This window comes from Brucella sp. TWI559 (genome assembly GCF_039674265.1).
In the GTDB taxonomy this organism is placed as follows: Bacteria; Pseudomonadota; Alphaproteobacteria; order Rhizobiales; family Rhizobiaceae; genus Brucella; species Brucella chromiisoli.
Genome location: NZ_JBDJNE010000001.1, coordinates 710,748 through 736,349 on the forward strand (window position 1 = coordinate 710,748; position 25,602 = coordinate 736,349).

Consider the following 25,602-nt stretch of genomic DNA (forward strand, 5'->3'; position numbering starts at 1 on the left):
TCCCGCACGTTACAAACGGCGGGGACAGCCCTGTTTTTGCTCTACGCATTATTCAACGCAAAGGTTTTTCGCACTTTTGCTGGGGATACTTTATCTTAAACGGCTTTAAGTCGGTTTGAACTTGCACCGTTTTAGATGGAAGGGGCCTTGCTGATCGGCAAGGCCCTTTTTTATTCGGGTGGCTGTTGCTCAGCCTCTTTTAAACCAGCCGCTCACTCCCACCACGAGCCAGCCCAGAATCATGAGGCTCCCGCCGGTAGGGGCCGCCATCGGAAATAGCCTGTTCCCGATAATATCCCGCATAAACAGATCGCCACAGAACAGCACCAGCCCCGCCACCAGCAATGCCGCGCCAATATTTGCGACACGGCTGTTTGGAATAATCAGTGACAAAACCAGCAGGGCAGGGGCGTGGCCGAGCAATATCGGAGCGATGGCACTTAGATGATTCTCCCCGCCATGTGCTGCACCGGCATAGGCCGCTATGGCCAGAGCACCACAAAGGCCTGCAAGTGTGCCAAACAGAATATTGCGGGGTTGGCTGCTGTTTTGGATCGACATATCGTTACTCCGCTCTCAGGCTTTGTTTAAAGCGTTTCGGGCACTTGCAAGTGCTGCGGGCAATGCTGCTTCAAACATATCCAGTTGTTCATTCACCCCAACAGTCACGCGAATGCAGCGATCAAGGACAGGCGCGCCGGGTTTGCGGACAAAAATGTCCCGTTCAATCAGACCATTGAGAACAGCGGTCGCAAAAGCTCCGTCATGTCCGCAATCAATGGTGACGAAATTCGTGGCTGAAGGAATAGGTTTTAGCCCCTGCTGTTCTGCGATTTTCGCTACTCGATCCCGGCCCGCATGAATCTTCCCTACGACCGCGTGCAGATAATCCTGATCTTTCAATGCAGCAATTGCAGCCGCCTGTGCAATCCGGCTGACCGCAAAATGGTCGCGGATTTTGTCAAATGACTTGATCGCATCTGCACAGCCTACAGCATAGCCGACGCGAATCCCTGCAAGTCCGTAAGCCTTGGAAAAAGTGCGCATGCGCAGGATGTTTGTGCGGTCGGTCTCAAAGGCCGGGAATGCTGAGGCTGGTCCGGTTTCGCAGTAAGCTTCATCGAGAATTAGCATTGTTGTTTCTGGGATGCGCTCGATAAATGCCTGAATATCCGCCCCGTCATGCCATGTCCCCATCGGATTGTCCGGATTGGAAATATAAAGCAGCGCCGGCTTTTCCTGATGCGCTTTATCAATAAGAGCGTCGAGGTCAGGTTTGTCAGCATTGTAAGGGACAGTCAGCAGATTTCCGCCAAAGCCCGCTACATGATAATTAAAGGTAGGATAACCACCGAGTGAATTGATGACTTTATCACCTTGTTGAACATATAGCCTGACAACAAGCCCCAGCAGCGCATCGACACCTGCACCCGGCATGATGTTTTCAGGCTTTACCCGGTGATGAGCGGCAATTGCCTGACGAAGCGCATAGTTTTCCGGATCGCCATACTTCCAGACCTCTGAGGCTTCTTCCTGCATGGCCTGAATGACGGATGGAGCGGGGCCAAAGCTGCTTTCATTTGCACCGATGCGCGCTGTGAAAGGCTTTCCGCGCTGTAATTCCAGCGTTTCAGGCCCGGTGAAAGGAACGGTGGAGGGGAGGCTTTCAACAAGCGGCGTAAGTCGAGGCGATGCCATTTTGCTTCCGATTGATTTCTTTGTAAGGCTAAGAACGACAGAAGATGGAAACCTGTGTTCACAAACTCACGAATAACGACTTTTCCCTAGCCATATCAACTTGGATCAGTTTCTGCCAGTTGCAGACGGAAGCACAGCCGAATTATTGCAATATTTTGTCTTCGGCTTATCGGCTCTGCCAGAGCAACGAATATGCACCGCATATGATCGCTGTTTTGCTCTTCGAAAAAAAGCGCGTCATATCGCTGACACTGCGATCAAAGCGCTTAAAGAATATCGCAACGCAACGGGGTCGAGCCTTTTTGACACAGTAGCCTGGCGGCTGGGCCACCTCCTTCGGGCACCAAAATGAACAGGCGATCTGCTGCGTCAAGCCGTTGAGATGGGGAAAGGTCCCGTTCTTCGTGTCTTTCCTTGCATAGCTGGTCGTTATAGGTGTCATTTTCATTCAATGAATAGGCGTGAGCCTATCGATCAAGCTGTGATGATAACCAGATAGAGTCTGACGCCGTTTCTAAGGCCAATGAGTGGATATCAACAAGGGGGCGGCGGTTTTCGGATAGGATACGCGTTGTACTTACCCCGTTTCGTGCGTGAACCACACCGCAGTGAGATGAGGATCGATAAGATTATGCTTGGAGCGCCGATCTGATCCAATCAAATCACCGCTCTAAGCATTTGTTTTAACGCGCATCTTTCCCGAAAGCCGTTTCACACTTTTCGGGATGCGCTCTAAAATGAAATTGGGCAGAGCACAGATCTGATTTAATCAGATCAAACCGCGCTTAGATGGTAGAAATATCTGACAAAATCGGCGCCAGTGCTTGTATCCCGACAGCCCTGAGTGAGAGCATTTCCTGTTTTGACTGAAGGGTTGGAAATGCTCTCCCTGTTTGTTTTTACGCATTATCCCACGCAGAACCGCTTCGCGCTTTTGCTGGAAACGCTCTACTGAATCTCCAGAACCTTCACACACGAATCGAGATCATGGGTTGCGAGATGGGCGTAACGCATTGTCATCTGCAAAGTTTGATGCCCCAGCCACATTTGAACACGTCGAATATCGATCCCTCCGCGCACGAGACGCGATGCGCAGGTATGGCGCAAAATATGCGGAACGACCTGATCATCCGCCCCAAGGCCAACTTCAATTTTGGCATCGTTCCATACCTGGCGGAAACGAACCTGATTGAGCATCGAGAAAGGCCCTTTAAGGCGCTGTCGTTCAATCGTAGTCGCTTTGCGTGCACGGCGGGTCAAAGGAACTGTGCGGCTTCTGTTGGATTTTGTCAGCCAGAAGGTAACACGCTGATCCTGCAGGTCATTCCAGGTCAGCCCTATGGCTTCTCCGAGGCGACAGCCAGTATCGACAAGAAAAACGGCTAATCTGTAACTTTCTTCACATCGATATTTGATGGCAGCGAATAGTCGCTTTTCTTCCTCATATTCGAGAAATCGAATCCGTCCCACGCGCTCTTTTTGTCGGACAAATTCCGGCAGACTGTAAATATCCCCCATCTTGTTCGCCTTTCGCAGCAGCTTGCTCAAAGCAGCCATCTTTCTATTGATGGTTGCATTGCTGTTACCGCGCTCACGAAGCGAACCAATGACAAAGTCGAGCATTTCCTGATCGAAACCCGAAAAGCGGGTGCCTTTCAAAATCTCGTCTATCTCACCGAGAAACGATTTAACATTATACTTGTGCGATCCGTCATCCCAGAGAATGTTAATATATTTTCCTGTCAGTTCAGCCAGTGAGAATTGCTCGACAATTCTGTGTTTCTGATTTCTGACAGATGTATATTCCAGATTATAATCGACAACTGGCGAATATGTATCGCCACTATCAATCGTCGTGCCCCCAACGATGATCATAGTAGGTCCCCCATATTATTATGGAGAACACACTTAGAGAAATAACAAGTAAAGCACAAGATAAGCAAGCTAACATTAGTTGGAGACATATTACGATCCTCTAAAGACCCCATTGCCCCCTTTTTATTCGTTCCCGTAACTCTTCATTTTGTTCTATCGAAATCCCCATTTCGAAAGAACATAGGTTCAAGCACCTAAGAGCGCTTGCTTGGTAGCTGACGCCAACTTCGAGTGGTTGGCGTCAGTTCTTCATATCAGGTGACTTTTAGAAAGAACGCTGGAAGCGGATAATGCCGCCGAAAGCATCCTTATTATAGGCGCGTCCGTCCACGAGGGCAGGGTGATCGCTATCCCAACGGGTGTAATTGACTTCTGGAGTGATGGTGAAGCCTGGAACGAGCTCATATGCAACGTTCGCAGCGATTGCGGTTTTGCCCCAGTCTTCGTAAGCGGCCTGTATGTTGAAAGTTGCTTTTTCGGTTGCGTTGAACTTCGCACCGCCCCAGACAGCCCAATTACCACCCCAGTTTCCGTACATGCCGATTGCATCCTCGTAAGAGGAATAACCGCCCTGCGCCCAGATCGAGAACTGGTCTGTGATGTTCACATCGACACGAACCTTGCCAGCCCATTCTTCTAGCAGCGAATCGTAAGCAGCAACACCGGCGATCGAACCCCAGCCCTGAGCATACTTCAGACCACTCACAACATGCGGCATGTAGTCGTCGATAACATTGGATTCCAGAAAGTCGCCGTCATTATCGAAATCGTCATTGTCAATATAGCTGCTGCCGCCTTGTTCAAGCGACAGGATTGCTGAGAAACCATTGCCACCGGAGAAGGTGTAGCTGATCAGATTTGTGCGATATACGCCTGCTGCAACAACGTCATCGTTGATGATGTCGCCGAGATAACCCGTGAAGGTGTGGAATGCCGATTCATCAAGACCAAGACGAAGGCCACCGAGCTGAATGTAAGCGAAGTTCAGTGTGTGGTCACCCTGATAGCCGTTCGTGAAGTTGAAACGGTTTTCTGTGTAGGTCTTCAGGGTACCGAGTTCGGTTTCAGAAGCGGTTGAGGTGCGCAGCGTGAAGCGCGTGTTCTTGTTCCAGGTCTTTGAGTCGTACCCATCATACGCGTCACGGCCAGCGGCTGCATCATAGCGGACATAACCGTGGATGCGCAGGCAGGTTTCGGTGCCTGGGATGTAGAAGTAGCCAGCGCCGTATGCATCGCAAACGCGGACATATTCAACTGCTTCTGGCTCTGGAGCGACGATAGCGTCTGCTGCCTGAGCGCCGGAAGCTGCAACGAGAGCTGCAGCGGAGCCGAGGAGAAGGCTCTTAATGTTCATTTCTGACCTCCAGTCAAGAATCGACAGGAACTCAATAAATGTCATTAAATCAATAACTTACAAATTTTCTACTGCGAAGATATGAAAAGACAGAAAGTTATAGAGGCTGGTAAAAAGCAACCGCTCTCAGCTTGAAAGCTGAATTATTTGTTCTGAATGGGAACACAACCTCTGTGTTGATGGCGGAGAGGATGGGATTCGAACCCACGAGACCCTTCCGGGTCTACTCCCTTAGCAGGGGAGCGCCTTCGACCACTCGGCCACCTCTCCGGTAAGGGCGAGATAGCCGGTACGCTTCATCATTTCAAGCGATTTGATAGGTGAATGGCAAATTTCACAGTAAAATTTACACTTTAATATATGCAGACGTGTTCATAAGTACGAATTTCCGGACATTCATCCATCATTTCAATGCCCGTATTGCGTGGATTCAGCATGAGGGATTCGCGCGGGTGGAATTCAGATTGTGGCGGATTCGATGCTGAGAGCTGATTTGCGACAGATTTCGATATTTATGCTGGGATTCGCTGTTTCGATTTTGCGGAATTGCTAAAAAATCCATGTTTTCAAACGTTAAGACAGATTAACCGCTGTTCATAAACACTAATAAAACCTTAATTTCCGAATTAAAGTCGGGCAATTTCGTGTCATTTCTGCAACAACGAGCTGTCATAGAGTGCCTCTGAGGACTGGTTGGCAATATTCGATGTTGAATAGAAAACGATGACGAGTATCTTCACATCCAGAAGAAGGAGCGCTTCGGGGCGACTTTTTCATCAGGGGATGGGGACAGGTTGTCCTTCAGCCAAATCAGAATGCCCAGACCCATTTTTAACTTTGACTGGAGGTCAGAAATGAACATTAAGAGCCTTCTCCTCGGCTCCGCTGCAGCTCTCGTTGCAGCTTCCGGCGCTCAGGCAGCAGACGCTATCGTCGCTCCAGAGCCAGAAGCAGTTGAATATGTCCGCGTTTGCGATGCATACGGCGCTGGCTACTTCTACATCCCAGGCACCGAAACCTGCCTGCGCATCCACGGTTATGTCCGCGCTGACGTTAAGGGCGGCGACGACGTTTACTACCGTGGCGGTGGTCTTACCCGTAACCCGGACGGCAGCACTGTTTTCGCTCAATCGGGTAAAAAAGATCGTGACACTTACGACTTCTTGACACGCTTCTCGCTGCGTCTGTCGACCGCTTCGGAAACCGAACTCGGTACTCTGAAGACCTATTCGGAAGTTCGCTTCCAGTACCAGAACGGTGCAGATTCAGGTTCGACCGGTACTCTGCGTTATGGCTATATCCAGCTCGGCGGTCTGCGCGTTGGTCTTGATGAATCCGCATTCGTAACCTTCCCTGGTTACCTCGGCGACGTCATCAACGACGACGTGATCCTTGCTGGTGGCTATCGCACCAACGCAATCAGCTACACCTTCACTGGCGGCAATGGCTTCTCGGCTATCATCGCTCTTGAACAGGGCAGCAACGGCGACGTAGACTACAATGGTATCATTGATGACTACACACCACATGTTGTTGGTGGCCTGAAGTATGCTCAGGGCTGGGGTTCGATCACTGGTGTTGCAGCTTACGACGCACGTAACGAAGAATGGGCTGGTAAAGTTCGCCTCGACGTAAACGTAACTGACCAGTTCTCCGTATGGGTAATGGGTGGCTATAAGTCCAATAACGACACCTACTACGGTTTCACAGATGCTAACGGTCAGTTCCGTGGTATCCGTGCAATCGACAGCTTCTACGGCACCTGGGGTGGCGATTGGGCTGTTTGGGGTGGCGCGAAGTTCAAGGCAACCGACAAGGCTACCTTCAACCTTCAGCTCGCTTACGAAGATGCGAAGACCTTCGCAGCAACTGCAAACGTTGCTTACGAACTGGTTCCAGGCTTCACCATCACTCCTGAAGTTTCCTACACCAAGTGGGACGACAAGCTTTCTGTCCTTAAGGGCCAGGACGCTTGGCAGGGTATGGTTCGCTTCCAGCGTTCGTTCTAATCCTAACGGATTGGTTACAGGAAACCCGGCAGCTCAGCTGCCGGGTTTTTTGTTATGTCTGTCTCTTAAATCCCGGTAGCTCTTGCTTTTTCAGGCCTGGGGGTTTCTCTGTTATTAAAGACAAGACACAGTTTCAGCGGAGATACTGGCTCATGTTAAAATGGTTCTGGCCAGGCGTGACGTGGACCGCGGCCCTGACCGCATTGGCGCTATGGTTCGGTACGGATCGCATTGAAGCCGATATTTCGGCACGTTCGGCGCAAGCATTGTCCTCCTATAGCTGGAGCGGTTTTGATGTCGATGGCCGTAACCTTGTGCTTAAAGGTGTGGCACCGGATCCCGAAACCCAAAGGGCGGCTATCCTCGCCTTGCGCAGTGTGCCGGGCGTTGGTGACATTTCAGATTTGACAACCGTGCTTGAGGCAGCCAGCCCATACATTTTCAAACTGACCAAAAGCGGGGAGGGAATCGTTCTATCCGGCTATATTCCCGACAATTCCATGCGTGATGCGATCATGGTTGCTGCCGAGTCGGCTGTGCAGAACGGATTGGTCGATGACGAGATGGCGCTGGCGCGGGGCGCTCAGCCGGAATTCGAAGACCGTGTTCTCTTCGCTGTTGATCTCGCCAGAAAACTCTCAAATGCGGAAATCGAAATTTCCGATACGAAACTATCGCTCAAGGGGATAGCTCTGAGCAATCAGGATTATGATGCTTTGATTGCTTTGTTGAATGCGCCGCTGGCCCTTGGATTGGAGCTTGCCGGTTCAAATATTGCAAGACCCTGATTCCAGAAAACTTTATTCGCTATGATCCCCTGTTTCTTCGCCGTACATGATTGACACCGGACCTCCGAGTGCCTTTCTGTATAAAGTGGCGGGCGTTTCGAAATGAATGTTAGGCGGACTCCATATGCTTTATCTTGCTGAGATGTTTTGGCCAGTGCTCCTGATTTCATGTGCAATCGGTGTCGCTGTCGGTTGGCTTACTGCTGGCAATTGATATAGGTCTGCGTAATTCTGGAACTGAATATCTGTGCGGGGTTTTTTGATTTGCTGCTGTGGCCATTTTGGTTGTGCGCAAAAGCGTTGAGTATGAGGGAACCTACATGCCGATGTTAATCATCCAACTGGCGATTTTGATTGCCGTTGCTTTTATAATTGGCTGCATTCTCGGACGCTTTGCCAAAGGCCGAAAGACCGTGGATACAAGCCAGGAAGACACGATCATTGCGGCGGCTCTTTCAAAGCCAGCGTTGAGTGAAAAACCTGAGCCTGTTGCAACGCCCAAGGCAGTCACAGTGGAAGAGCCTGTGAAAGATCAGGTTGAAGCTGCGGCTGAACCCGTAGACGAGACCGTTCAAACGGTGGGTTCAAAAGGCCCGGAAGCGGAGGCCGCGCAGGCAGAAGAGATCACGATAGAAGATGAAATTGTAGAAGTCGCAGATCCTCATCGCCCGGAATTGCTGGATGCGCCGTTGAAAGCAGTTCCTGATGATTTGACGGCGATCCATGGCATCGGAAAATCAGTGGAAACGATGCTGCAGAAGCTTGGCGTTTTCCATTACGCGCAAATCGCTCAATGGAACTTGGATCAAGCCGCATGGATTGAGCGTCACATCGGTTTTGCCGGTCGTGTGACGCGCGAGAACTGGATTGGGCAGGCAGCCAAACTCTTGCAATCGAATCAGCGCAGTGCCGCCAAAAAACGGGCAAAGCCTAAGAAATCCGGCGTCAAATCCAAAGCTCCCGCCCGCGCCAAGAAAACGCAAGCCTAGAGCACATCCCGAAAAGTGGGAACCGGTTTTCGGCACAGGATGCGCGTGAAAACAAAGAGATAGAGCATTTCCAATAATTCAATCAAAACAGGAAATACTCTAGCGTCGGCCATAGATAAGGTCAGTGCGAATATCCGCGCTACCTGTAAGGCGGGCTTTATAAACCTCGTAGTTTTCCATCACCCGCTGTACATAGTTGCGTGTTTCGGAAAATGGGATGCGCTCAATCCAGTCGACAACGTCTTCGATGGGCTTGCCGCGTGGATCGCCATATCGGTCCATCCATTCGATTGCCCGTCTTGGACCGGCATTATATCCGGCAAAAGTCAGCACATAAGAACCGTTAAAACGGTCGAGCTGTTCGCCGAGGAAATGCGCGCCCAGCGTTGCATTATAGGCCGCGTCATTGGTCAGTCTCTGGTCGGAATAGGCCATTCCATTGCGGGTCGCGATGCTTTTTGCGGTGGCTGGCATCAATTGCAGCAGCCCACGTGCACCGGCCTTGGAAACAGCCCCGACATTAAACTCGCTTTCCTGGCGTGCAATCGCGTAGGCCAGCGCTTTGCCGGAGCCGCTGATATTAGCATTTGCCGGAATGGCACCAATCGGATGTGACAATGCACCGACATCCAGCCCACGGAAAGCCGCAGTCTTGCCCACCCGCAGCGCGAGATAATGGTTCTTGTTGTGCTCCGCCATTACCGCGAGCAGCGCCAGCTCTCCAACGCTGTTGAGTTCTTGTGAAAGCTGCATGTAAAGAGCGTTGGCGCGATTGCCATAGCCGATCTGCTCAAGGCGCTTGATCGCCTGCACGGCAGGGCGGCCAGAGAAACGCACGCGATCTGCATCGCTTGGCCGAGGATAGGCCAGTTCGGGCGCTTTTTCGCGAAGCTTGGCTGCTGAAAGCTGTCCATAAAAGGTTGTACCAAAATGTGCAGAACGCCGATAATAATGCACTGCATCGCCGCCGGCACCTGCTTCTGCCGCACGTCCCAGCCAGTAATAGGCGCGGGAGGCGGAAATCGGACGGGATGAAATTTCGGCGATCCTGGCAAAATGCGGGGCAGCAAGTTTGGGTTGGTTGAGCGCGCGCAAAGCATACCAACCCGCATGGAATTCTGCCTCTGCGGCCATCGTGGGTGATTCTGCGGCATGGGCTGCGGCAAGCTTGTAGGCAAGCTGCGGCTTGTTAATGTCGAGAAGCTCGCGCGACAGGATACGGCGCTCTACCCACCACGCATCAGGATCAAGCAGCGACGATGCATTCTTTGGTGCTTTCAGCATCAAGTTGGTTGCTTCATCAAAACGATCGGCACGGCGCAAAAAGCGGATTTGCAGAAACATATAGGCAGGATTGGCGTGCCAGGAGCGATCCACAGCAGCAATCGCTTGCGCGGTGTTGGGTGATTTCTGTGCCAGTGCTGCATAGGCATTATAAAGCGACTGCGCCTGTGCAGGGCCAGCCAGAAGCTTTGCCGATTGCATGCGATCATTATAGAGCGCGCGCAGCAGGCGGTGCTGGTGATCATCACGCGTAAGAATGTTGGAAAATTCTTTCAGCACCCGTGTTTCATCGTCTGCGGAAAGGCGTTCACTTCTCCACCAGGGTGCGAGAAGCTGATGCGCCTTGGCGTTGCTTCCAATACTGACATAGGCGCGGGCAAGCGCGATCATGCCTTCCGTTGTCTGCGGTCGCGTGTTGTTAAACGTGGCAATCACTGTCGCAGCGGGCGCATTTTCCCGAAACAAAGCGCGCTCCGAATTGCGGCGCAGCGCCGACATGCCCGGCCAGCCTGCTAGTTCAGACGCCGCTGCCGAGATTTCACTGCTCGGAATGCCCGTGATGCCGGATGTTGCAATCGACCACGTCAGAATCTGGCGATCGAGAGAGCCTTTTGTCATGCCATTGCGATAGGCAATCGCTTCGACAATATTGTGCGCGTAAAGCGCATCAAGCCCGGCTTTCAGCGTGCCACTGATTGCGGCGGGATTTTCGCCACGGCGGAATGAAGAGGTAATGACAGGGTCTGGCGGTGCGGGGCGGGCCTTGGGCGTTACCAGATTGATCGGTGATTCATGCGACGATGTTGGTGCAAAAGGACGCGCCAGCGGGGTGGGAATATCCGTTGGGAAAGCGGATTGCGCGTAAGCGGCACTGATCTGCCCTGCTAAAAGCGAGGCAACAATCATCATTCCGCCCGAAACGAGCGCCCTTTGCTTTAATGGCTTATTTAAAGTTTTTCTACGCATGACCGAATGAGAATAGAGTGCCTGATAGCGGGCAAAATATTGTGCAAATCTGGCTTTTGTAAGCCTGATCTACCGAGAGGAGATTCTGCATAAGACTATGATGGTGATGGATGAAGCATTGGTTAATAAAAGGTTATATTTTTCTTTACGACCTAGTATTGGTTGGCCGGTTATTCGTGACCAAACAGGCGCAGAAAAAAGCGGCGGGATTTTCGTAAAACTGTCACTTACGCGCTGATTTACGCTTTTCCCCCGCTTGCCGGAATTGCGCTGCGAGATTATGGTGCATCACCTCGCAGGCATTCTGGCTTACATGATCGTCGGGATGGTATTGTCGGGTTATGACTTATTTCTCAGGAGTTCACAGATGCTGAAAGGCTCGATCACTGCACTTGTCACGCCATTCGATAGTGAAGGAGCGTTCGACGAGAAAGCCTTTCGTGCCTTTGTGAACTGGCAGATTGAAGAGGGCACCAAAGGGCTCGTTCCTGTCGGCACAACGGGCGAAACACCGACCTTGTCACATGACGAGCATAAGCGCGTTATTGAGGTTTGTATTGAAGTCGCCGCTGGCCGTGTGCCGGTGATTGCGGGTGCCGGTTCCAACAATACGGTTGAAGCGATTGAGCTTGCACAGCACGCTGAAAAGGCTGGTGCAGATGCGGCTCTGGTTGTCACCCCTTATTACAACAAGCCGAACCAGCGCGGTCTTTACGAGCATTTTTCGCGTGTTGCTCGTTCGATCTCCATTCCGCTGATCATTTACAACATTCCGGGTCGTTCGATCATCGATATGACGCCTGAAACCATGGGCGCACTGGCGCGCGATCATAAAAACATCGTGGGCGTTAAGGATGCCACCGGCAAGATTGAGCGTGTTTCCGAGCAGCGCGCCACCTGTGGCAAGGATTTCATCCAGCTTTCGGGCGAGGATGCGACAGCGCTTGGTTTCAATGCGCATGGCGGTGTCGGCTGCATTTCGGTTACGTCCAATATTGCGCCGCGTCTTTGTGCAGACTTTCAGGATGCCTGTGAGGCGGGGGATTATCCAAAGGCCCTTGAATTGCAGGATCGCCTGATGCCGCTGCACAAGGCATTGTTTATTGAGCCTAACCCATCCGGTCCGAAATATGCTCTGTCGCGCCTTGGTCGCGTCGAAAATGTTCTGCGCTCGCCCATGGTCACAATTGAAGCCGCGACGGCTGAAAAGATCGATCAGGCCATGAAACATGCAGGGCTTGTCAATTAAGGCTGTTCAATTTGCCTGGTTGACTGATTTTTACGCTCTCGCCCGCGCGAGAGCGTTTTCATTTCCGGCAATGAGCATTATATGGTTGCATTATGAATAAGCCGAAAAACTCTCCCGCTCGCAAAATGGTCGCTGAAAACCGTAAAGCGCGCTACAATTTCGAAATCATCGATACGCTTGAGGCCGGTCTGGTTTTGACCGGAACTGAAGTGAAGTCGTTGCGCGCCAATCAGGCCAATATTGCTGAAAGCTACGCAAGCTTTGAGAATGGTGAATTCTGGCTGATCAATTCCTATATCCCGGAATATACACAAGGCAATCGCTTCAATCATGAGCCGCGCCGGTTGCGTAAACTGCTGATAAGCCGTCGCGAAATGTCGCGGATTTTCCAGTCCGTTTCGCGCGAAGGCATGACAGTGGTGCCGTTGAAACTCTACTTCAACGATCGCGGTCGGGCGAAACTCGAAATTGGTGTGGCGCGCGGTAAGAAGAATCACGACAAGCGTGAGACTGAAAAGCAGCGCGATTGGAACCGTGAAAAGTCGCGCCTCCTGCGTGATCGTGGCTGACGTTCACAGGTGAAGCTTTCAAAAATAAAAAGCGCCTTCAGGCGCTTTTTTCATTCAGAAAAGCACGCACATTTCTAAAAATATCCCGAAACATTGGATCAGTCAGCTTGCCGGTATTGGTATTATAGCGCGAGCAGTGATAGCTCGAAAATATCCGCAAGCCATTGATATTTGTCTCTTTGCCATGCCCGAACGGATGGCGGGACACCGGTGCGCCCATCGCACGAACCGTCGACTGATGGGCAATGGTACCCAGCGTTACAACGGCGCGCAGATTTTTAAAATGCGTGAGCAGGGGGCTGAAAAACTGACGGCAATTGTTGATTTCACTGCCAACCGGTTTGTTTTCAGGTGGCACACAGCGCACCGCATTGACAATACCGGCGTCAACAAGCCGCAGACTGTCATCGGGCCGTGCTTCAAACTTGCCGCTCGCAAAGCCAAATTCGCATAGGGTGCTGTAGAGAAGTTCGCCTGCATAATCGCCGGTAAAAGGGCGCCCAGTTCGATTGGCCCCGCGCAAGCCGGGAGCAAGGCCAACGATCAGAAGCTGCACGTCATCGTCATGGGCAGGCAGAAATGGCGCAACCGGTGCGTTGTGCCATTCAGGCTCTTTGTGCCGCCATTCCTGAAGAAAAGCATGCAATCGCGGACAAATCGCACAGTTCGGTGAAGGTTCTGAAATCATAACCTTGCATGAACCGGACAATTGTCCGCGTCAATAGTTCTGATCGCAGTGCATTCCGAAAACTGTGAAATGGCTTTCGGACAAGATGCACTTTCAATCAATAATCGTAATCCTGATCATCATCCTGACGACGCTGCTGCTGCGGGCGTTCAGATGGATCGCGACCAATTTCAGACTTCAGCGAAACAAGGTCGATGAAATGATCGGCCTGGCGGCGCAATTCATCGGAAATCATTGCTGGCTGGGTTGTTAGCGTGGAAACAACGGAAACTTTGCGGCCCTTGCGCTGCAACGCTTCTGCAAGCGAGCGGAAATCACCGTCGCCCGAGAAAATCACAAAGTGATCGACAGTGTCGGTAAGCTGCATAGCATCGACGGTGAGTTCGATGTCCATATTGCCCTTGACCTTGCGGCGACCCGTTGAATCCGTAAATTCTTTGGCGGCTTTGGTAACGACCTTATAGCCGTTATAGTCAAGCCAGTCGATGAGGGGACGGATCGACGAATATTCCTGATCCTCAACCAGAGCGGTGTAATAATACGCACGCAGCAAATAACCGCGTTTCTGGAAAGCCTTCAAAAGTTTCCGGTAATCAATATCGAAACCGAGTGTCTTGGAAGCTGCATATAAATTTGCACCGTCAATAAATAGCGCAATTTTTTCACGAGAATCGAACATCGTGCAATATATCCACTCTGCGACCTACAGGGAGTGGACCTGCGACCGCGTATTCAGATTTGTTTCTTAAACGACGGGGGTATTCTTTTTTTGTACCAATGACGTTTATTGGGTTCTACGGGGATATTATAGAAAAACAAGCAACTCATGGTTGTTATTTGCTGGTGCTTAATTGCTTATGCGAGATATTTGCCTTAAGCAATCGATAATTGACTAAAATCTATTGTCTCAATCGCGTCCTGCGCCTGTATTTGTCAGACAGATTTATAAACTGTGTTAAATCCGCTGGGCGTAATAAACGGCGTCGGACAGATTATCCGCTTTTGCTTGTAATTTCGGCGCATAAGCGTTATGTGCAAGAAAAATTCCGTTAAAGTTTAGGAAATGAAAGGGACCGCCCATGGCTCGCGTCACCGTTGAGGACTGCGTAGATAAGGTCGAGAACCGTTTTGAACTGGTTCTGCTGGCCGGTCACCGTGCCCGCCAGATTTCTCAGGGCGCTCAGATCACGATCGACCGCGACAATGATAAAAACCCGGTTGTTGCCCTGCGTGAAATCGCTGACGAAACTCTTTCGCCAGATGACCTGAAAGAAGATCTTATTCATTCGCTGCAGAAGCATGTTGAGGTTGACGAGCCGGAAGCAGCAGCACCTGCTCTTCTCGCCGATGCTTCCGGTGAACTGGCTGAGGGCATTGCCGAGGCTGGAGAAGAAGACATTGTTTCCTTCGACCGTATGTCGGAAGAAGAACTGCTTGCTGGTATCGAAGGCCTCGTTGCTCCAGAAAAGAACGACGACTTCTGATTGCCTTCCAGACTACCGTATTTTGCATGCGCTGTAGCCCGGCAAGGCTATGGCGCATGTTTTTATATGCATGCAGGCAATGTACAAAATGCGTTTCAGACGAATTTAAGGGCTAATTCGTCAGGAAATTAAGGTTGTTTGCAAAAAATGGGTCGGCAAGATCGCAAATTATTATATTTTTTAGCGATTTCCGTTCAAACTGGCCGCTGAATATGTGACGGGTAGGGAGTTTGCGTAGATGATGCGCCAATATGAGCTTGTGGAGCGTGTCCAGCGATACAAGCCAGACGTGAATGAGGCGCTTCTTAATAAGGCATATGTTTATGCCATGCAGAAGCACGGCAGTCAGAAGCGCGCGTCCGGAGATCCGTATTTTTCGCATCCGCTCGAAGTCGCAGCCATTCTCACAGACATGCATCTGGATGAAGCCACAATCGCCATCGCTCTCCTGCATGACACCATCGAAGATACGACTGCCACCCGTCAGGAAATCGACCAGCTTTTTGGGCCTGAAATCGGCAAGCTTGTCGAAGGACTGACGAAGCTCAAGAAACTGGATCTGGTTTCCAAGAAGGCCGTGCAGGCTGAAAACCTGCGCAAGTTGCTGCTCGCAATCTCTGAAGATGTACGCGTACTTCTGGTGAAGCTTGCAGATCGTCTGCACAATATGCGCACACTTGGCGTCATGCGCGAAGACAAGCGCTTGCGGATTGCTGAAGAAACCATGGATATTTATGCGCCGCTTGCTGGCCGCATGGGTATGCAGGATACGCGCGAAGAGCTTGAAGAACTTGCCTTTCGCTATATCAATCCCGATGCGTGGCGCGCGGTGACAGACCGTCTTGCGGAACTTCTTGAGAAGAATCGCGGCCTTCTGCAAAAGATTGAAGAAGACCTTTCTGATATTTTTCAGAAGAACGGCATCAAGGCGACTGTCAAAAGCCGCCAGAAGAAGCCATGGTCGGTTTTCCGCAAGATGGAAACCAAGGGCCTGTCATTTGAACAGCTTTCCGATATTTTCGGTTTCCGCGTTATGGTGGAATCAACACAGGATTGCTACCGCGCACTGGGTTTGATCCACACCACATGGTCGATGGTTCCCGGACGCTTCAAAGACTATATTTCGACACCAAAGCAGAACGATTATCGTTCGCTGCATACCACAATCATCGGTCCGTCCCGGCAGCGTATTGAGTTGCAGATCCGCACGCGCATGATGGATGAAATCGCGGAATTCGGTGTTGCGGCCCATTCGATTTACAAGGATCGCGGCAGCGCCAACAATCCGCACAAGATTTCCACTGAAACCAACGCCTATGCCTGGCTGCGCCAGACCATTGAGCAGCTTTCCGAAGGTGACAACCCGGAAGAATTCCTCGAGCATACCAAGCTCGAACTCTTTCAGGATCAGGTTTTCTGTTTCACGCCAAAGGGGCGTTTGATTGCGCTGCCGCGTGGCGCGACGCCGATTGATTTTGCTTACGCAGTCCATACGGATATTGGCGATAGCTGCGTGGGCGCGAAGGTCAATGGCCGCATCATGCCGCTGATGACCGAGCTTAAAAACGGCGATGAAGTGGATATCATCCGCTCCAAAGCGCAGGTACCGCCTGCTGCATGGGAATCGCTGGTTGCAACGGGCAAGGCACGCGCTGCCATTCGCCGGGCAACGCGCTCAGCAGTCCGCAAGCAATATTCGGGTCTTGGCATGCGCATTCTTGAGCGCGCATTTGAGCGGGCTGGAAAGACTTACAGCAAAGATATTCTTAAACCGCATCTGCCGCGTCTGGCGCGTAAGGAAGTCGAAGATGTTCTGGCGGCGGTTGGTCGTGGTGAATTGCCATCCACCGATGTTGTGAAGGCAGTCTATCCTGACTATCAGGACACCCGCGTAACGACACAGAACAGCCCGGCAAAGACCGGTGAAAAGGGCTGGTTCAATATTCAGAACGCGGCAGGCATGATTTTCAAGGTGCCGGAAGGTTCTGAAGGCGCGCATGAACCGGGAGAGACCGGTGACAAGCAAAAGCGCAAGGCTGTGCCAATCCGCGGCACCAATTCTGATTTGCCGGTGCGTTTTGCCCCGGAAGGCGCTGTCCCCGGTGATCGTATCGTCGGCATCATGCAGCCGGGCGCGGGCATCACCATCTATCCGATCCAGTCGCCGGCGCTGACAGCTTATGACGATCAGCCTGAGCGCTGGATTGATGTGCGCTGGGATATTGATGAGGGGATGCATGAGCGCTTCCCGGCCCGCATTAGCGTGTCTGCGATCAACTCACCGGGATCTCTGGCTGAAATTGCGCAGATCGTGGCTGCCAATGACGCCAATATTCATAACCTCTCAATGGTGCGCACTGCACCCGATTTTACTGAAATGATCATTGATGTTGAGGTCTGGGATCTTAAACACCTCAATCGTATCATTTCGCAGTTGAAAGAAAGCGCAAGCGTCAGTGGCGCAACGCGCGTGAACGGATAAGGCACTATGAAAACCGAAGACGTCCTTGCTGTCTTCCGCGAAGCGGGAGCGATCCTTGAAGGCCATTTTATTCTGACATCTGGTCTGCGCAGCCCGACCTTCTTGCAAAAGGCGCGCGTTTTCATGCATGCCGATAAAACAGAGAAGCTCTGCAAAGCCCTCGCGGAAAAGATCAGGGCGGCTGACCTTGGCCAGATTGATTATGTGGTCGGCCCTGCAATTGGGGGGCTTATCCCTTCTTATGAAACATCGCGTCATCTCGGTGTGCCGTCGGTCTGGGTCGAGCGCGAAAATGGCACTTTCCGCCTGCGCCGCTTTGATGTGCCAAAGGGCGCGCGGGTTGTGATTGTCGAAGACATTGTCACAACGGGCCTGTCGATTCGCGAAACTATAGAATGCATGACGGCGATTGGCGTTGAGGTTGTTGCCGCTGCCTGTATCGTGGATCGATCGGCAGGTAAGGCTGATGTCGGCACCAAGCTGATCGCGCTTGCCGAATATGAAGTCCCTGCTTATGCGCCTGATGATTTGCCGCCGGAACTGGCTGCAATTCCAGCAATTAAGCCGGGTAGCCGGAATATTTGATCGTTTTTGAATATAATCTTGATTGTGTTGAGCGCAATTTTGTCGTGCGGCGAAATTGCGCTTTGCGTTATTGGCCCCACCCCCCTATTTTAGGGAAAGGGCAATCCAATGCTCATATCCCCCCTGACTAGGAATTCGTCGTGGCTGTTGTGCCTCTTATATTCGACAAAAAGCCCTCTCATCGAACAGCCTGTGGCGTCTGTGTGGACTGTGACGTCCGCCGCATGGCAGTTTGCTCTGCACTCGATGATCGCGATCTTGGTGCGCTTGAAGCCATCATGACGTCGAAAAAGCTCGGCGCCAATGAAATGCTGGTGGAAGAGGGCGAACTCAAGCGCAGGGTCTTTAGTCTGACGTCAGGCATGCTGCGTATTTATACATCTCTGCCCGATGGCCGTCGCCAGATTGCGGGTTTTCTGGTGCCAGGCGATTATCTGGGGCTGGCTGACGATGACGTCTATTCACAGTCTGCCGAAGCTGTTGTTCCTTCTGTTCTTTGCGCTTTCTCGGCAAAGGAAATGGATGGGCTGATGGAGAGCTTCCCGAAGCTGAAAGAGCGTCTTTACCAGATGACACGTGAGGCATTGCGTACCGCGCGTGACAATCAGCTTGTGCTGGGGCGTCTTGCGCCGGTGGAAAAGCTTGCAAGTTTTCTTCTCGTTCTGGCCGCACGGATCGAAAAGCATGGCGGCAAGGCCAATGTGGTTCATTTGTCGATGAACCGCACCGATATCGCGGATTATCTGGGCCTGACGATTGAAACAGTCAGTCGCAGTTTTACGAAGCTGAAAACGCAAGGCCTCATTCAGTTGCTTGATGCGAATACCGTGGAAATACTTTCGCACCGGTCGCTTGCATCTGTTGCAGGCATGGACCCTGAAAATATCTGACCCCCAACTTCTTTGTTGCAGTTTCGTTGATCCAAATCAATGAAGATTGCCCGTGTGTCCATTACATCTGATCGTACAAATTGAGGCAGCTTATTAAGGCGCTGCCCGATGATAACGAGGTGAGCAGGTGTCATTGTGGCTGGCAATACCAATATCGGCTGTCATGTGTGCGGGATTCCTTGCAGACTCATGCCGACTTGCCCGGCAGAATGCCCGTCTTCTTCAAATGCGCGTAAGGGTGGGAGAATCTCACCGGATCGTCAGGAGCGGGGAGTGCAATCACCATGCATGAAGACGCGATAAGAAGATATGCGGCGCTTGCCGTTCCTCGCTACACGTCGTTCCCGACGGCCGTGGATTTCACCCCGATTACTGCTGACAGCACCAAAAGCTGGTTGCGTCAGATCGGTCCGCAAGAGGGTGTCTCGCTTTATATCCATGTGCCCTATTGCAAAGAGATTTGTCATTACTGCGGATGCCATTCCAAAATGGCCGTCCGCGAGGATGTTATTGAAAATTTCGTGATCGCTCTTTTGAGTGAGATCGAAACGGTAGGTGCAAGCCTGACGGCGCGTCCGCAGGTGGTGCATCTACATTGGGGCGGGGGCACCCCTTCAATTCTGCATGCAGACCAGTTCAAGCGCATTGTCGCTGCACTTCGTCTGTCGTTTGATTTCCACCCGGATATGGAACATGCCATTGAACTTGATCCGCGCACGGTCAATCCTGTTCTGGTCGAGGCTCTGGCCCAGATTGGTGTCAATCGTGCGAGTCTTGGCGTGCAGGATGTCAATGCAGAGGTACAAAAGGCGATCGGTCGCATCCAGCCGATAGAAACCGTTGCAAGAGCAGTAACACTTTTGCGCGAAGCTGGCATTGATCGCCTGAATTTTGATCTGATTTATGGTCTGCCACTTCAAACTGTGGAGAGCCTTCGCGAAACCTGCGAACGTGTGGCCGAGATGAAGCCGGATCGCATCGCTTGCTTTGGGTATGCACATCTGCCGCAACGTCGCGCGAACCAGAGATTGATTGACGAAAGTAGCCTGCCGGATGCGGATGAGCGCTTTGCGCAGGCAAGCGCAGTGGCCGAGAGCTTTATTGGTTTCGGTTATAAGCCAGTCGGCATTGACCATTTTGCATTGCCGGATGATGCGCTGGCCATTGCCGCAGAAAATGGCACGTTGCATCGTAATTTCCAAGGATACACGACAGACCGGTGTCAGACGCTGATTGGCTTCGGACCATCGTCGATATCCCAATATCCGGCTGGTTATACGCAGAACATCTCCGATGTGGGGCAATATAGCAAACGTGTTGTGACCGGGGGGCTTGCAACTGTGCGTGGTTATCCGATGCACGACAATGACAGACTGCGTGCAAGCATCATTACGGCACTCATGTGCAACTTCCGGGTTGATTTGAACCTTGCTGCACCGGGCGTTGAGTTCTCGGACGAAATGGCTTTGCTGCGCCCGCTCGTTGCTGACGGGCTGGTAGAAGTGCGCGATGGTGTCATCACGGCAACAGAGGATGGAAAGCCGCTGATTCGTCTGGTTGCGGCAACCTTTGATGAGTTCCGCAGAGAGAGCGTAAACGGCTTCAGCTCCGCTGTGTAAAATATTTCAGAGCTGCCGCTGTACCGGGCCGTCAGAAGGTCAGTGGCATCAGGAGCACCGTTCGTTGGGGGATGAGCGGTGCTCCATTTTTTCATAAGGGCTAAGTTTATTGAGCTCTTTGCATCTTTGGCAGGAAGATGGTCAGAAGGCCGAGAAGCGGCAGATACGAACAAATCTGATAGACAAACTCGATGCTTGTTCTATCGGCCACAATTCCGAGCAGTGCGGCGGCAATACCGGCGATACCGAAGGCAAGGCCGAAGAACAGCCCGGATACCATGCCAACACGTCCCGGAAGCAATTCCTGTGCAAAGACGATGATTGCCGGGAAAGCTGAAGCCAAAACGAAGCCGATGATGATGGTCAGAATTGCTGTGACTTCCAGGTTTGCATAAGGCAGTGCCAGCGTGAAAGGCAGAATACCGAGGATCGAAACCCAGATCACGGTCCGGGTGCCGATCCTGTCGCCGATAGGACCGCCAATGATCGTGCCTGCCGCAACTGCACCAAGAAACAGAAACAGCAAAAGCTGCGACGCCTGTACGGTCACGCCGAAATGGCTGATGGTATAGAAGGTATAATAGCTCGTCAGGCTCGCCATATAGACATATTTGGTGAAAATCAGCAGGGCGAGGATGCCAATCGAAGCAATCACCTTGTTGCGCGGCAGCGGCAGTGTCTTATCGGCCTTTGGCTTGTGCTTATTGGCCAGATTGTGCTGATTGTACCAGTTTCCAACATACCAGAGCAGGGCCATGCCGATCAGTGCTGCAATGGAAAACCACGACACGCTGGCCTGTCCGAAAGGCAGAACAACGAAGGCCGCAAGCAATGGTCCAATGGATGAGCCGAAGTTGCCGCCCACCTGAAACATTGATTGTGCAAAGCCGTGGCGACCACCCGATGCAAGACGCGCGACGCGCGCAGCTTCCGGATGAAACACAGAAGAGCCAAAGCCGATAAAGGCTGCACCCAATAACAGGAATGAGAAATGGTATGCTGTTGCGAGCAGGATCAGGCCAATCAGCGTGCACCCCATGCCGAATGGCAATGAATAAGGCATTGGACGTCGATCCGTATAAATACCAACGATTGGCTGTAGGATGGAGGCCGTTACCTGAAAGGTGAAGGTGAGCAGGCCGATCTGCCAGAAAGACAGGCTGTAGTTGTCCTTGAGCATCGGATAGATCGCCGGAAGGAGCGACTGCATCATGTCGTTGAGAAAGTGGCCCATACTCGTGGCCAGAATAATGGCGAGAACCGTATTGTTCGCGCCGGTGCTTGTTGGCTGCTCGGCAGCACTCGTGCTCATAAGTCCTACTCCGAAGGTAATTGGGAACGGGATTCGCCCGTCAATTGGCATGTTAGGGGTGGGACCCCTATTCGTCGTTCACAAATATTTCTAAACTGATCAATTCATAATTATATTGTTTCACGCCTGCTTTCGTGATTTGGTCCATTACCTTCGAGAGTGGGCCAAAGCGGATGAAGCAAAAATTGCCAGGGGGGCGAATATTGCCTCAAAGTGAGGAACTGCAACGGTTTCATGAACAGCGCATAGCCATGCTGGAGAATTTGCACGGACCCGTCATTGCGCTGCCGACAGAATACCCCGACGGTTATTTCGTGCCTCAACACAGCCATAGTCGCGCGCAGCTGCTGTGTGCTTCACAAGGTGTCGTTCTTGTCACCACGCAGGCCGGTCGTTGGATGATTCCCAGTGACCATGCCATTTGGATTCCCGCCGGCGTCGAACATTCTGTCGAAATCGTTGGCGATGTATTGATGCGCTCAATCTACATTGCAGTTGACGTGATTTCTGGCGTGCCTGATTATCTTCATGTGGTTGGCATGACCGATCTGATGCGCTGCCTTATCATTGATGCGACCCTTGTCGATAGCATCCCCGAGCCGGGAAGCCGAGATGCTCTGGTGATCGAACTGATCTTGAGAGATCTGCGCACTTTGCCGCAAAGGCCACTTGGTCTGCCTTTCCCGACGGATATTCGTCTGCAGAAGCTTTGCCGTGAATTCGTAAAAACACCTTCAGCGCGCGCGACAATTGATGACTGGGCGAACCGTATGGCCATGAGCAGGCGCTCATTCACCCGTCATTTTCAGCGTGAAACGGGTGTAAGCCTGTCGATATGGCGGCAGCAAGCCTGTCTTTTCGCCGCTCTTCCGCGCCTGACGGAAGGCGAGCCGGTGACAAGTGTGGCGCTTGATCTTGGCTATGACAGCGTATCTGCATTTACGACAATGTTTCGCCGTATGCTGGGCGTATCGCCGAAGTTCTATTCGCCACGTATGCATGCGGCATCGGTCGAAGGGAATGGTCGGCACCCGTCCGCATCGTTATGATAATAACAATTGTTTCGGGGCGAAGAGAGCAGTATGAGAAGCCATGTTATTTCAACGCCGAAATCCGCCGACCCGCACTGAGCGTTTCCGAACGCTGGTTTGGCCGCGCCGTTCTTTTGCCCGCTCGTTTAAATATGGCGGCAAGCGCGTGCTGCGCATCACTGCGTCACCCCACGCAGTTGCTGCGGGGCTGGCCGTTGGCGTCTTTTCAGCTTTCACGCCGTTTTTCGGTTTCCATCTGATTATAGCAATTGTTCTGGCATATTTTCTGGCTGGAAATATTGCTGCCGCAGCGCTCGGCACGACGTTGGCCAACCCGCTGACGCTGCCTTTCATTTGGGGAAGCACCTATGAGCTGGGCCGTTTTGTGATCAGTGGCGATATTGAAAGCGCACCACCTCTGCATCTGGGCCACGCGCTTCAGACAATGAAATTCGGTGAAGTGTGGACGCCACTGTTAAAGCCCATGCTTTTCGGATCGACCATTCTCGGTGCAGTTTTCGCAGTGATTGCATATTTTGCCACACGCTTTGCCGTGAAGGCATTTCGCCGCCGCAGGCTTGAGCGGCTTGCTGCAAAGCAAAATTTGGCTGTTAAGCAGGAGCCGCAGAAAATATGATTGTCGGCATTGGCAGCGATCTGATCGATATCCGCCGCGTAGAAAAGACCCTCGAAAAGCATGGTGATCGCTTTATCCAGCGTGTATTTACCGAGATTGAACAGGCAAAATCGGATGGGCGCAAACAACGCGCAGCATCTTATGCAAAGCGGTTTGCGGCGAAGGAAGCCTGCTCCAAAGCTCTTGGCACTGGCCTTTCAAACGGTGTTTTCTGGCGGGATATGGGTGTGGTCAACACATCTTCGGGCAAGCCAACCATGAAGCTTACGGGTGGTGCTGCCGAACAGTTGAAAAACATACTGCCAGAAGGGATGCGCGCTGCCATACATCTGACAATTACAGATGATTTTCCTCTCGCGCAGGCCTTCGTTATTATCGAAGCTCTACCGGAAACCGACTAATCCATATTGCCGAATAACGGCATACACCAAAACAATTGCGATTGTGACAGGTAAACTCCTGCTCATAATCGTGCGAGAAGCGGGTGATTGGATTGCCTCAGGCAATCTTAGCCGTTATTAGATCGCACATCGGCAAGCGGAGATACAATGAGCGTGTACAGCAAAAGTGAAACTAAAAAATCAGGCGGCATTCGCGAAACCGTCAGTGTTATCGTGCAGGCACTGCTGCTGGCACTGATCATTCGCAGCCTGCTTTTCCAACCGTTTAGCATTCCGTCTGGCTCAATGCGCCCGACTTTGCTGGAAGGCGATTATCTTTTCGTATCGAAATACGCCTATGGCTATTCACGTTACTCGCTGCCCTTTGGTTTCGATCTGTTCAACGGTCGCATCTGGGGTGCAGAACCAAAACGTGGTGACGTTGTTGTCTTCAAGCTGCCAAGCGACACCAATATTGATTACATCAAACGCGTGATTGGCCTTCCGGGTGATCGCATTCAGATGCGCGGCGGCGTTCTTTATATCAATGATGTAGCCGTTAAGCGCGAGCGCGTTGGGACAATCGACAATCCCGATGTGACCGAGGTCAACCGTCCGGTGGAGGTCTATCGCGAAACGCTGCCCAATGGCGTGAGCTACGATACGCTTGATCTTGCGCCAAATTCCATTGGCGATGACACCCGCGTGTTCGAAGTGCCTGCCGGTCATTATTTCATGATGGGTGACAATCGCGATAATTCGCTCGATAGCCGTTTTGGTGTTGGCTATGTGCCGTTTGAAAATCTGGTCGGTCGCGCGAACATTATTTTCTTCTCAATTGCTGATAAGGCAAGCCCGCTCGAAATCTGGAAATGGCCGACTGATGTTCGTTTCAGCCGTCTTTTCTCATGGGTGAGCGGAAAGCCGCACACTGCCGTAACCGGAAACTGAGATGATTTCTGCAAATAAGGCAGCATCGATCCTGGAAGAGCGCACTGGACACCGTTTTCTTAATCTGAAACGGCTTGAACGGGCGCTCACCCATTCGAGTGTGCAGGGGCCATCGCGCCCGAATTATGAACGGCTGGAATTTCTCGGTGACCGTGTATTGGGTTTGGTTGTTGCGGAAATGCTTTTCGAGTCATTTCCCGACGCGCCCGAAGGTGAGCTGTCTGTTCGCCTCAACGCGCTGGTGAATGCCGAAACCTGTGCTGAAATTGCTGATGAGATCAGACTTGCAGACCTTATCCAAACAGGTTCAGACATAAAATCTTTAAATGACAAACGCCTGCTGAATGTGCGCGCAGATGTCGTGGAAGCTTTGATCGCAACGATTTATATGGATGGCGGACTTGATGCAGCCCGCCGCTTTATAAAGCGTTATTGGCAGGGCCGCTCACTTGAGACAGGTGCTGCGCGTCGCGATGCTAAAACTGAGTTGCAGGAATGGGCGCATCAGCAGGGCAATGTGCACCCATCCTATGTTGTTCTGGATCGCAGCGGCCCTGATCACGATCCTTCATTTACGGTAGAAGTGACCGTGAAGGGGTTCGCGCCTGAAACGGGTGAGGGGCGATCCAAGCGGATTGCCGAGCAAAGCGCGGCCGAAGCCATGCTTTATAGGGAATCTGTCTGGAAGCGTGATGGTTCTTCTTAATGCGGCCCTCTGCTTTTTTCTGTAAAACTCGGCTATAATCAATCAAACAACAGCAG

23 protein-coding genes and 1 tRNA gene are annotated in these 25,602 nt (G+C 51.9%); 15 read left to right on the forward strand and 9 right to left on the reverse strand.

Going from position 1 to position 25,602, the window contains the following annotated elements:
• Nucleotides 1-189: 189 nt before the first annotated feature.
• The 5 genes from ABE530_RS03345 to ABE530_RS03365 all read right to left on the reverse strand — a co-directional run bounded on the left by ABE530_RS03345 (nt 190) and on the right by ABE530_RS03365 (nt 5,197).
• Nucleotides 190-561 carry a DUF423 domain-containing protein gene (locus ABE530_RS03345; protein ID WP_499693567.1) on the reverse strand — a complete coding sequence of 124 codons (372 nt, stop codon included), beginning with the start codon at nt 559-561 and terminating at the stop codon, nt 190-192.
• Between the two features lie 15 nt (nt 562-576).
• Nucleotides 577-1,698: a pyridoxal phosphate-dependent aminotransferase gene (locus ABE530_RS03350; protein ID WP_499693568.1), complete on the reverse strand. Its 1,122-nt coding sequence runs from the start codon at nt 1,696-1,698 to the stop codon at nt 577-579.
• A gap of 948 nt (nt 1,699-2,646) precedes the next feature.
• Entirely contained in the window at nt 2,647-3,573 is a 927-nt protein-coding gene (locus ABE530_RS03355; RefSeq protein WP_265983242.1) for a tyrosine-type recombinase/integrase, read from the reverse strand.
• 265 nt (nt 3,574-3,838) lie between these two features.
• Nucleotides 3,839-4,927 carry a porin gene (locus ABE530_RS03360; protein ID WP_499693569.1) on the reverse strand — a complete coding sequence of 363 codons (1,089 nt, stop codon included), beginning with the start codon at nt 4,925-4,927 and terminating at the stop codon, nt 3,839-3,841.
• A gap of 180 nt (nt 4,928-5,107) precedes the next feature.
• A tRNA-Ser gene (locus ABE530_RS03365) sits at nt 5,108-5,197 on the reverse strand.
• A gap of 584 nt (nt 5,198-5,781) precedes the next feature.
• On the opposite strand from ABE530_RS03365, the gene ABE530_RS03370 reads away from it, so the two are divergent.
• The 3 genes from ABE530_RS03370 (at nt 5,782) to ABE530_RS03380 (ending at nt 8,713) form a co-directional block, all read left to right on the forward strand.
• Entirely contained in the window at nt 5,782-6,936 is a 1,155-nt protein-coding gene (locus tag ABE530_RS03370) for a porin (protein WP_265983245.1), read from the forward strand.
• 152 nt (nt 6,937-7,088) lie between these two features.
• Entirely contained in the window at nt 7,089-7,724 is a 636-nt protein-coding gene (locus tag ABE530_RS03375) for a BON domain-containing protein (protein ID WP_265983246.1), read from the forward strand.
• A gap of 320 nt (nt 7,725-8,044) precedes the next feature.
• Nucleotides 8,045-8,713, forward strand: a complete 669-nt coding sequence (locus tag ABE530_RS03380; RefSeq protein ID WP_499693570.1) for a helix-hairpin-helix domain-containing protein — start codon at nt 8,045-8,047, stop codon at nt 8,711-8,713.
• Between the two features lie 99 nt (nt 8,714-8,812).
• On the opposite strand, the gene ABE530_RS03385 is transcribed toward ABE530_RS03380, so the two are convergent.
• Entirely contained in the window at nt 8,813-10,906 is a 2,094-nt protein-coding gene (locus ABE530_RS03385; protein ID WP_265983248.1) for a lytic transglycosylase domain-containing protein, read from the reverse strand.
• A 424-nt stretch (nt 10,907-11,330) separates the two neighbouring features.
• On the opposite strand from ABE530_RS03385, the gene dapA reads away from it, so the two are divergent.
• The gene (gene dapA / locus ABE530_RS03390; protein WP_265983249.1) at nt 11,331-12,212 is read left to right on the forward strand and encodes a 4-hydroxy-tetrahydrodipicolinate synthase; all 882 of its coding nucleotides are present in this window, start codon (nt 11,331-11,333) and stop codon (nt 12,210-12,212) included.
• 92 nt (nt 12,213-12,304) lie between these two features.
• Nucleotides 12,305-12,781: an SsrA-binding protein SmpB gene (gene smpB / locus ABE530_RS03395; RefSeq protein ID WP_499693571.1), complete on the forward strand. Its 477-nt coding sequence runs from the start codon at nt 12,305-12,307 to the stop codon at nt 12,779-12,781.
• A 37-nt stretch (nt 12,782-12,818) separates the two neighbouring features.
• Here smpB and ABE530_RS03400 read toward each other — a convergent pair whose 3' ends face one another.
• Together ABE530_RS03400 and ABE530_RS03405 are read right to left on the reverse strand one after the other, a co-directional pair.
• Nucleotides 12,819-13,469 carry a uracil-DNA glycosylase gene (locus ABE530_RS03400; RefSeq protein ID WP_265983253.1) on the reverse strand — a complete coding sequence of 217 codons (651 nt, stop codon included), beginning with the start codon at nt 13,467-13,469 and terminating at the stop codon, nt 12,819-12,821.
• Between the two features lie 97 nt (nt 13,470-13,566).
• Complete coding sequence (locus tag ABE530_RS03405; RefSeq protein WP_265983255.1) at nt 13,567-14,148, reverse strand: LabA-like NYN domain-containing protein; 582 nt, start codon at nt 14,146-14,148, stop codon at nt 13,567-13,569.
• A gap of 400 nt (nt 14,149-14,548) precedes the next feature.
• Between ABE530_RS03405 and rpoZ the strand changes: the two genes are divergently transcribed.
• The 5 genes from rpoZ to hemN all read left to right on the forward strand — a co-directional run bounded on the left by rpoZ (nt 14,549) and on the right by hemN (nt 20,529).
• Nucleotides 14,549-14,953: a DNA-directed RNA polymerase subunit omega gene (rpoZ, locus tag ABE530_RS03410; RefSeq protein ID WP_265983257.1), complete on the forward strand. Its 405-nt coding sequence runs from the start codon at nt 14,549-14,551 to the stop codon at nt 14,951-14,953.
• 238 nt (nt 14,954-15,191) lie between these two features.
• A complete protein-coding gene (locus ABE530_RS03415) occupies nt 15,192-17,435 on the forward strand; it encodes a RelA/SpoT family protein (protein WP_265983258.1) in 2,244 nt (747 codons plus the stop codon).
• A 6-nt stretch (nt 17,436-17,441) separates the two neighbouring features.
• Entirely contained in the window at nt 17,442-18,020 is a 579-nt protein-coding gene (pyrE, locus tag ABE530_RS03420; RefSeq protein WP_499693572.1) for an orotate phosphoribosyltransferase, read from the forward strand.
• 140 nt (nt 18,021-18,160) lie between these two features.
• The gene (locus ABE530_RS03425; RefSeq protein ID WP_499693573.1) at nt 18,161-18,910 is read left to right on the forward strand and encodes a helix-turn-helix domain-containing protein; all 750 of its coding nucleotides are present in this window, start codon (nt 18,161-18,163) and stop codon (nt 18,908-18,910) included.
• Nucleotides 18,911-19,194: 284 nt separating this feature from the next.
• Nucleotides 19,195-20,529, forward strand: coding sequence for an oxygen-independent coproporphyrinogen III oxidase (hemN, locus tag ABE530_RS03430; protein WP_499693574.1), 1,335 nt, complete (start codon nt 19,195-19,197; stop codon nt 20,527-20,529).
• A 106-nt stretch (nt 20,530-20,635) separates the two neighbouring features.
• On the opposite strand, the gene ABE530_RS03435 is transcribed toward hemN, so the two are convergent.
• Nucleotides 20,636-21,841 carry an MFS transporter gene (locus ABE530_RS03435; RefSeq protein WP_265983261.1) on the reverse strand — a complete coding sequence of 402 codons (1,206 nt, stop codon included), beginning with the start codon at nt 21,839-21,841 and terminating at the stop codon, nt 20,636-20,638.
• Nucleotides 21,842-22,044: 203 nt separating this feature from the next.
• On the opposite strand from ABE530_RS03435, the gene ABE530_RS03440 reads away from it, so the two are divergent.
• The 5 genes from ABE530_RS03440 to rnc all read left to right on the forward strand — a co-directional run bounded on the left by ABE530_RS03440 (nt 22,045) and on the right by rnc (nt 25,546).
• A complete protein-coding gene (locus ABE530_RS03440) occupies nt 22,045-22,890 on the forward strand; it encodes an AraC family transcriptional regulator (protein ID WP_499693575.1) in 846 nt (281 codons plus the stop codon).
• A 43-nt stretch (nt 22,891-22,933) separates the two neighbouring features.
• Complete coding sequence (gene bspA, locus ABE530_RS03445) at nt 22,934-23,509, forward strand: type IV secretion system effector BspA (protein ID WP_265983263.1); 576 nt, start codon at nt 22,934-22,936, stop codon at nt 23,507-23,509.
• Nucleotides 23,506-23,910, forward strand: coding sequence for a holo-ACP synthase (acpS, locus tag ABE530_RS03450; protein WP_265983264.1), 405 nt, complete (start codon nt 23,506-23,508; stop codon nt 23,908-23,910). The genes bspA and acpS overlap by 4 nt, the downstream gene beginning before the upstream one ends.
• A 147-nt stretch (nt 23,911-24,057) precedes the next feature.
• Entirely contained in the window at nt 24,058-24,840 is a 783-nt protein-coding gene (gene lepB, locus ABE530_RS03455; RefSeq protein WP_499693576.1) for a signal peptidase I, read from the forward strand.
• 1 nt (nt 24,841) lies between these two features.
• Nucleotides 24,842-25,546, forward strand: a complete 705-nt coding sequence (gene rnc / locus ABE530_RS03460; RefSeq protein ID WP_499693577.1) for a ribonuclease III — start codon at nt 24,842-24,844, stop codon at nt 25,544-25,546.
• Nucleotides 25,547-25,602: the final 56 nt, after the last annotated feature.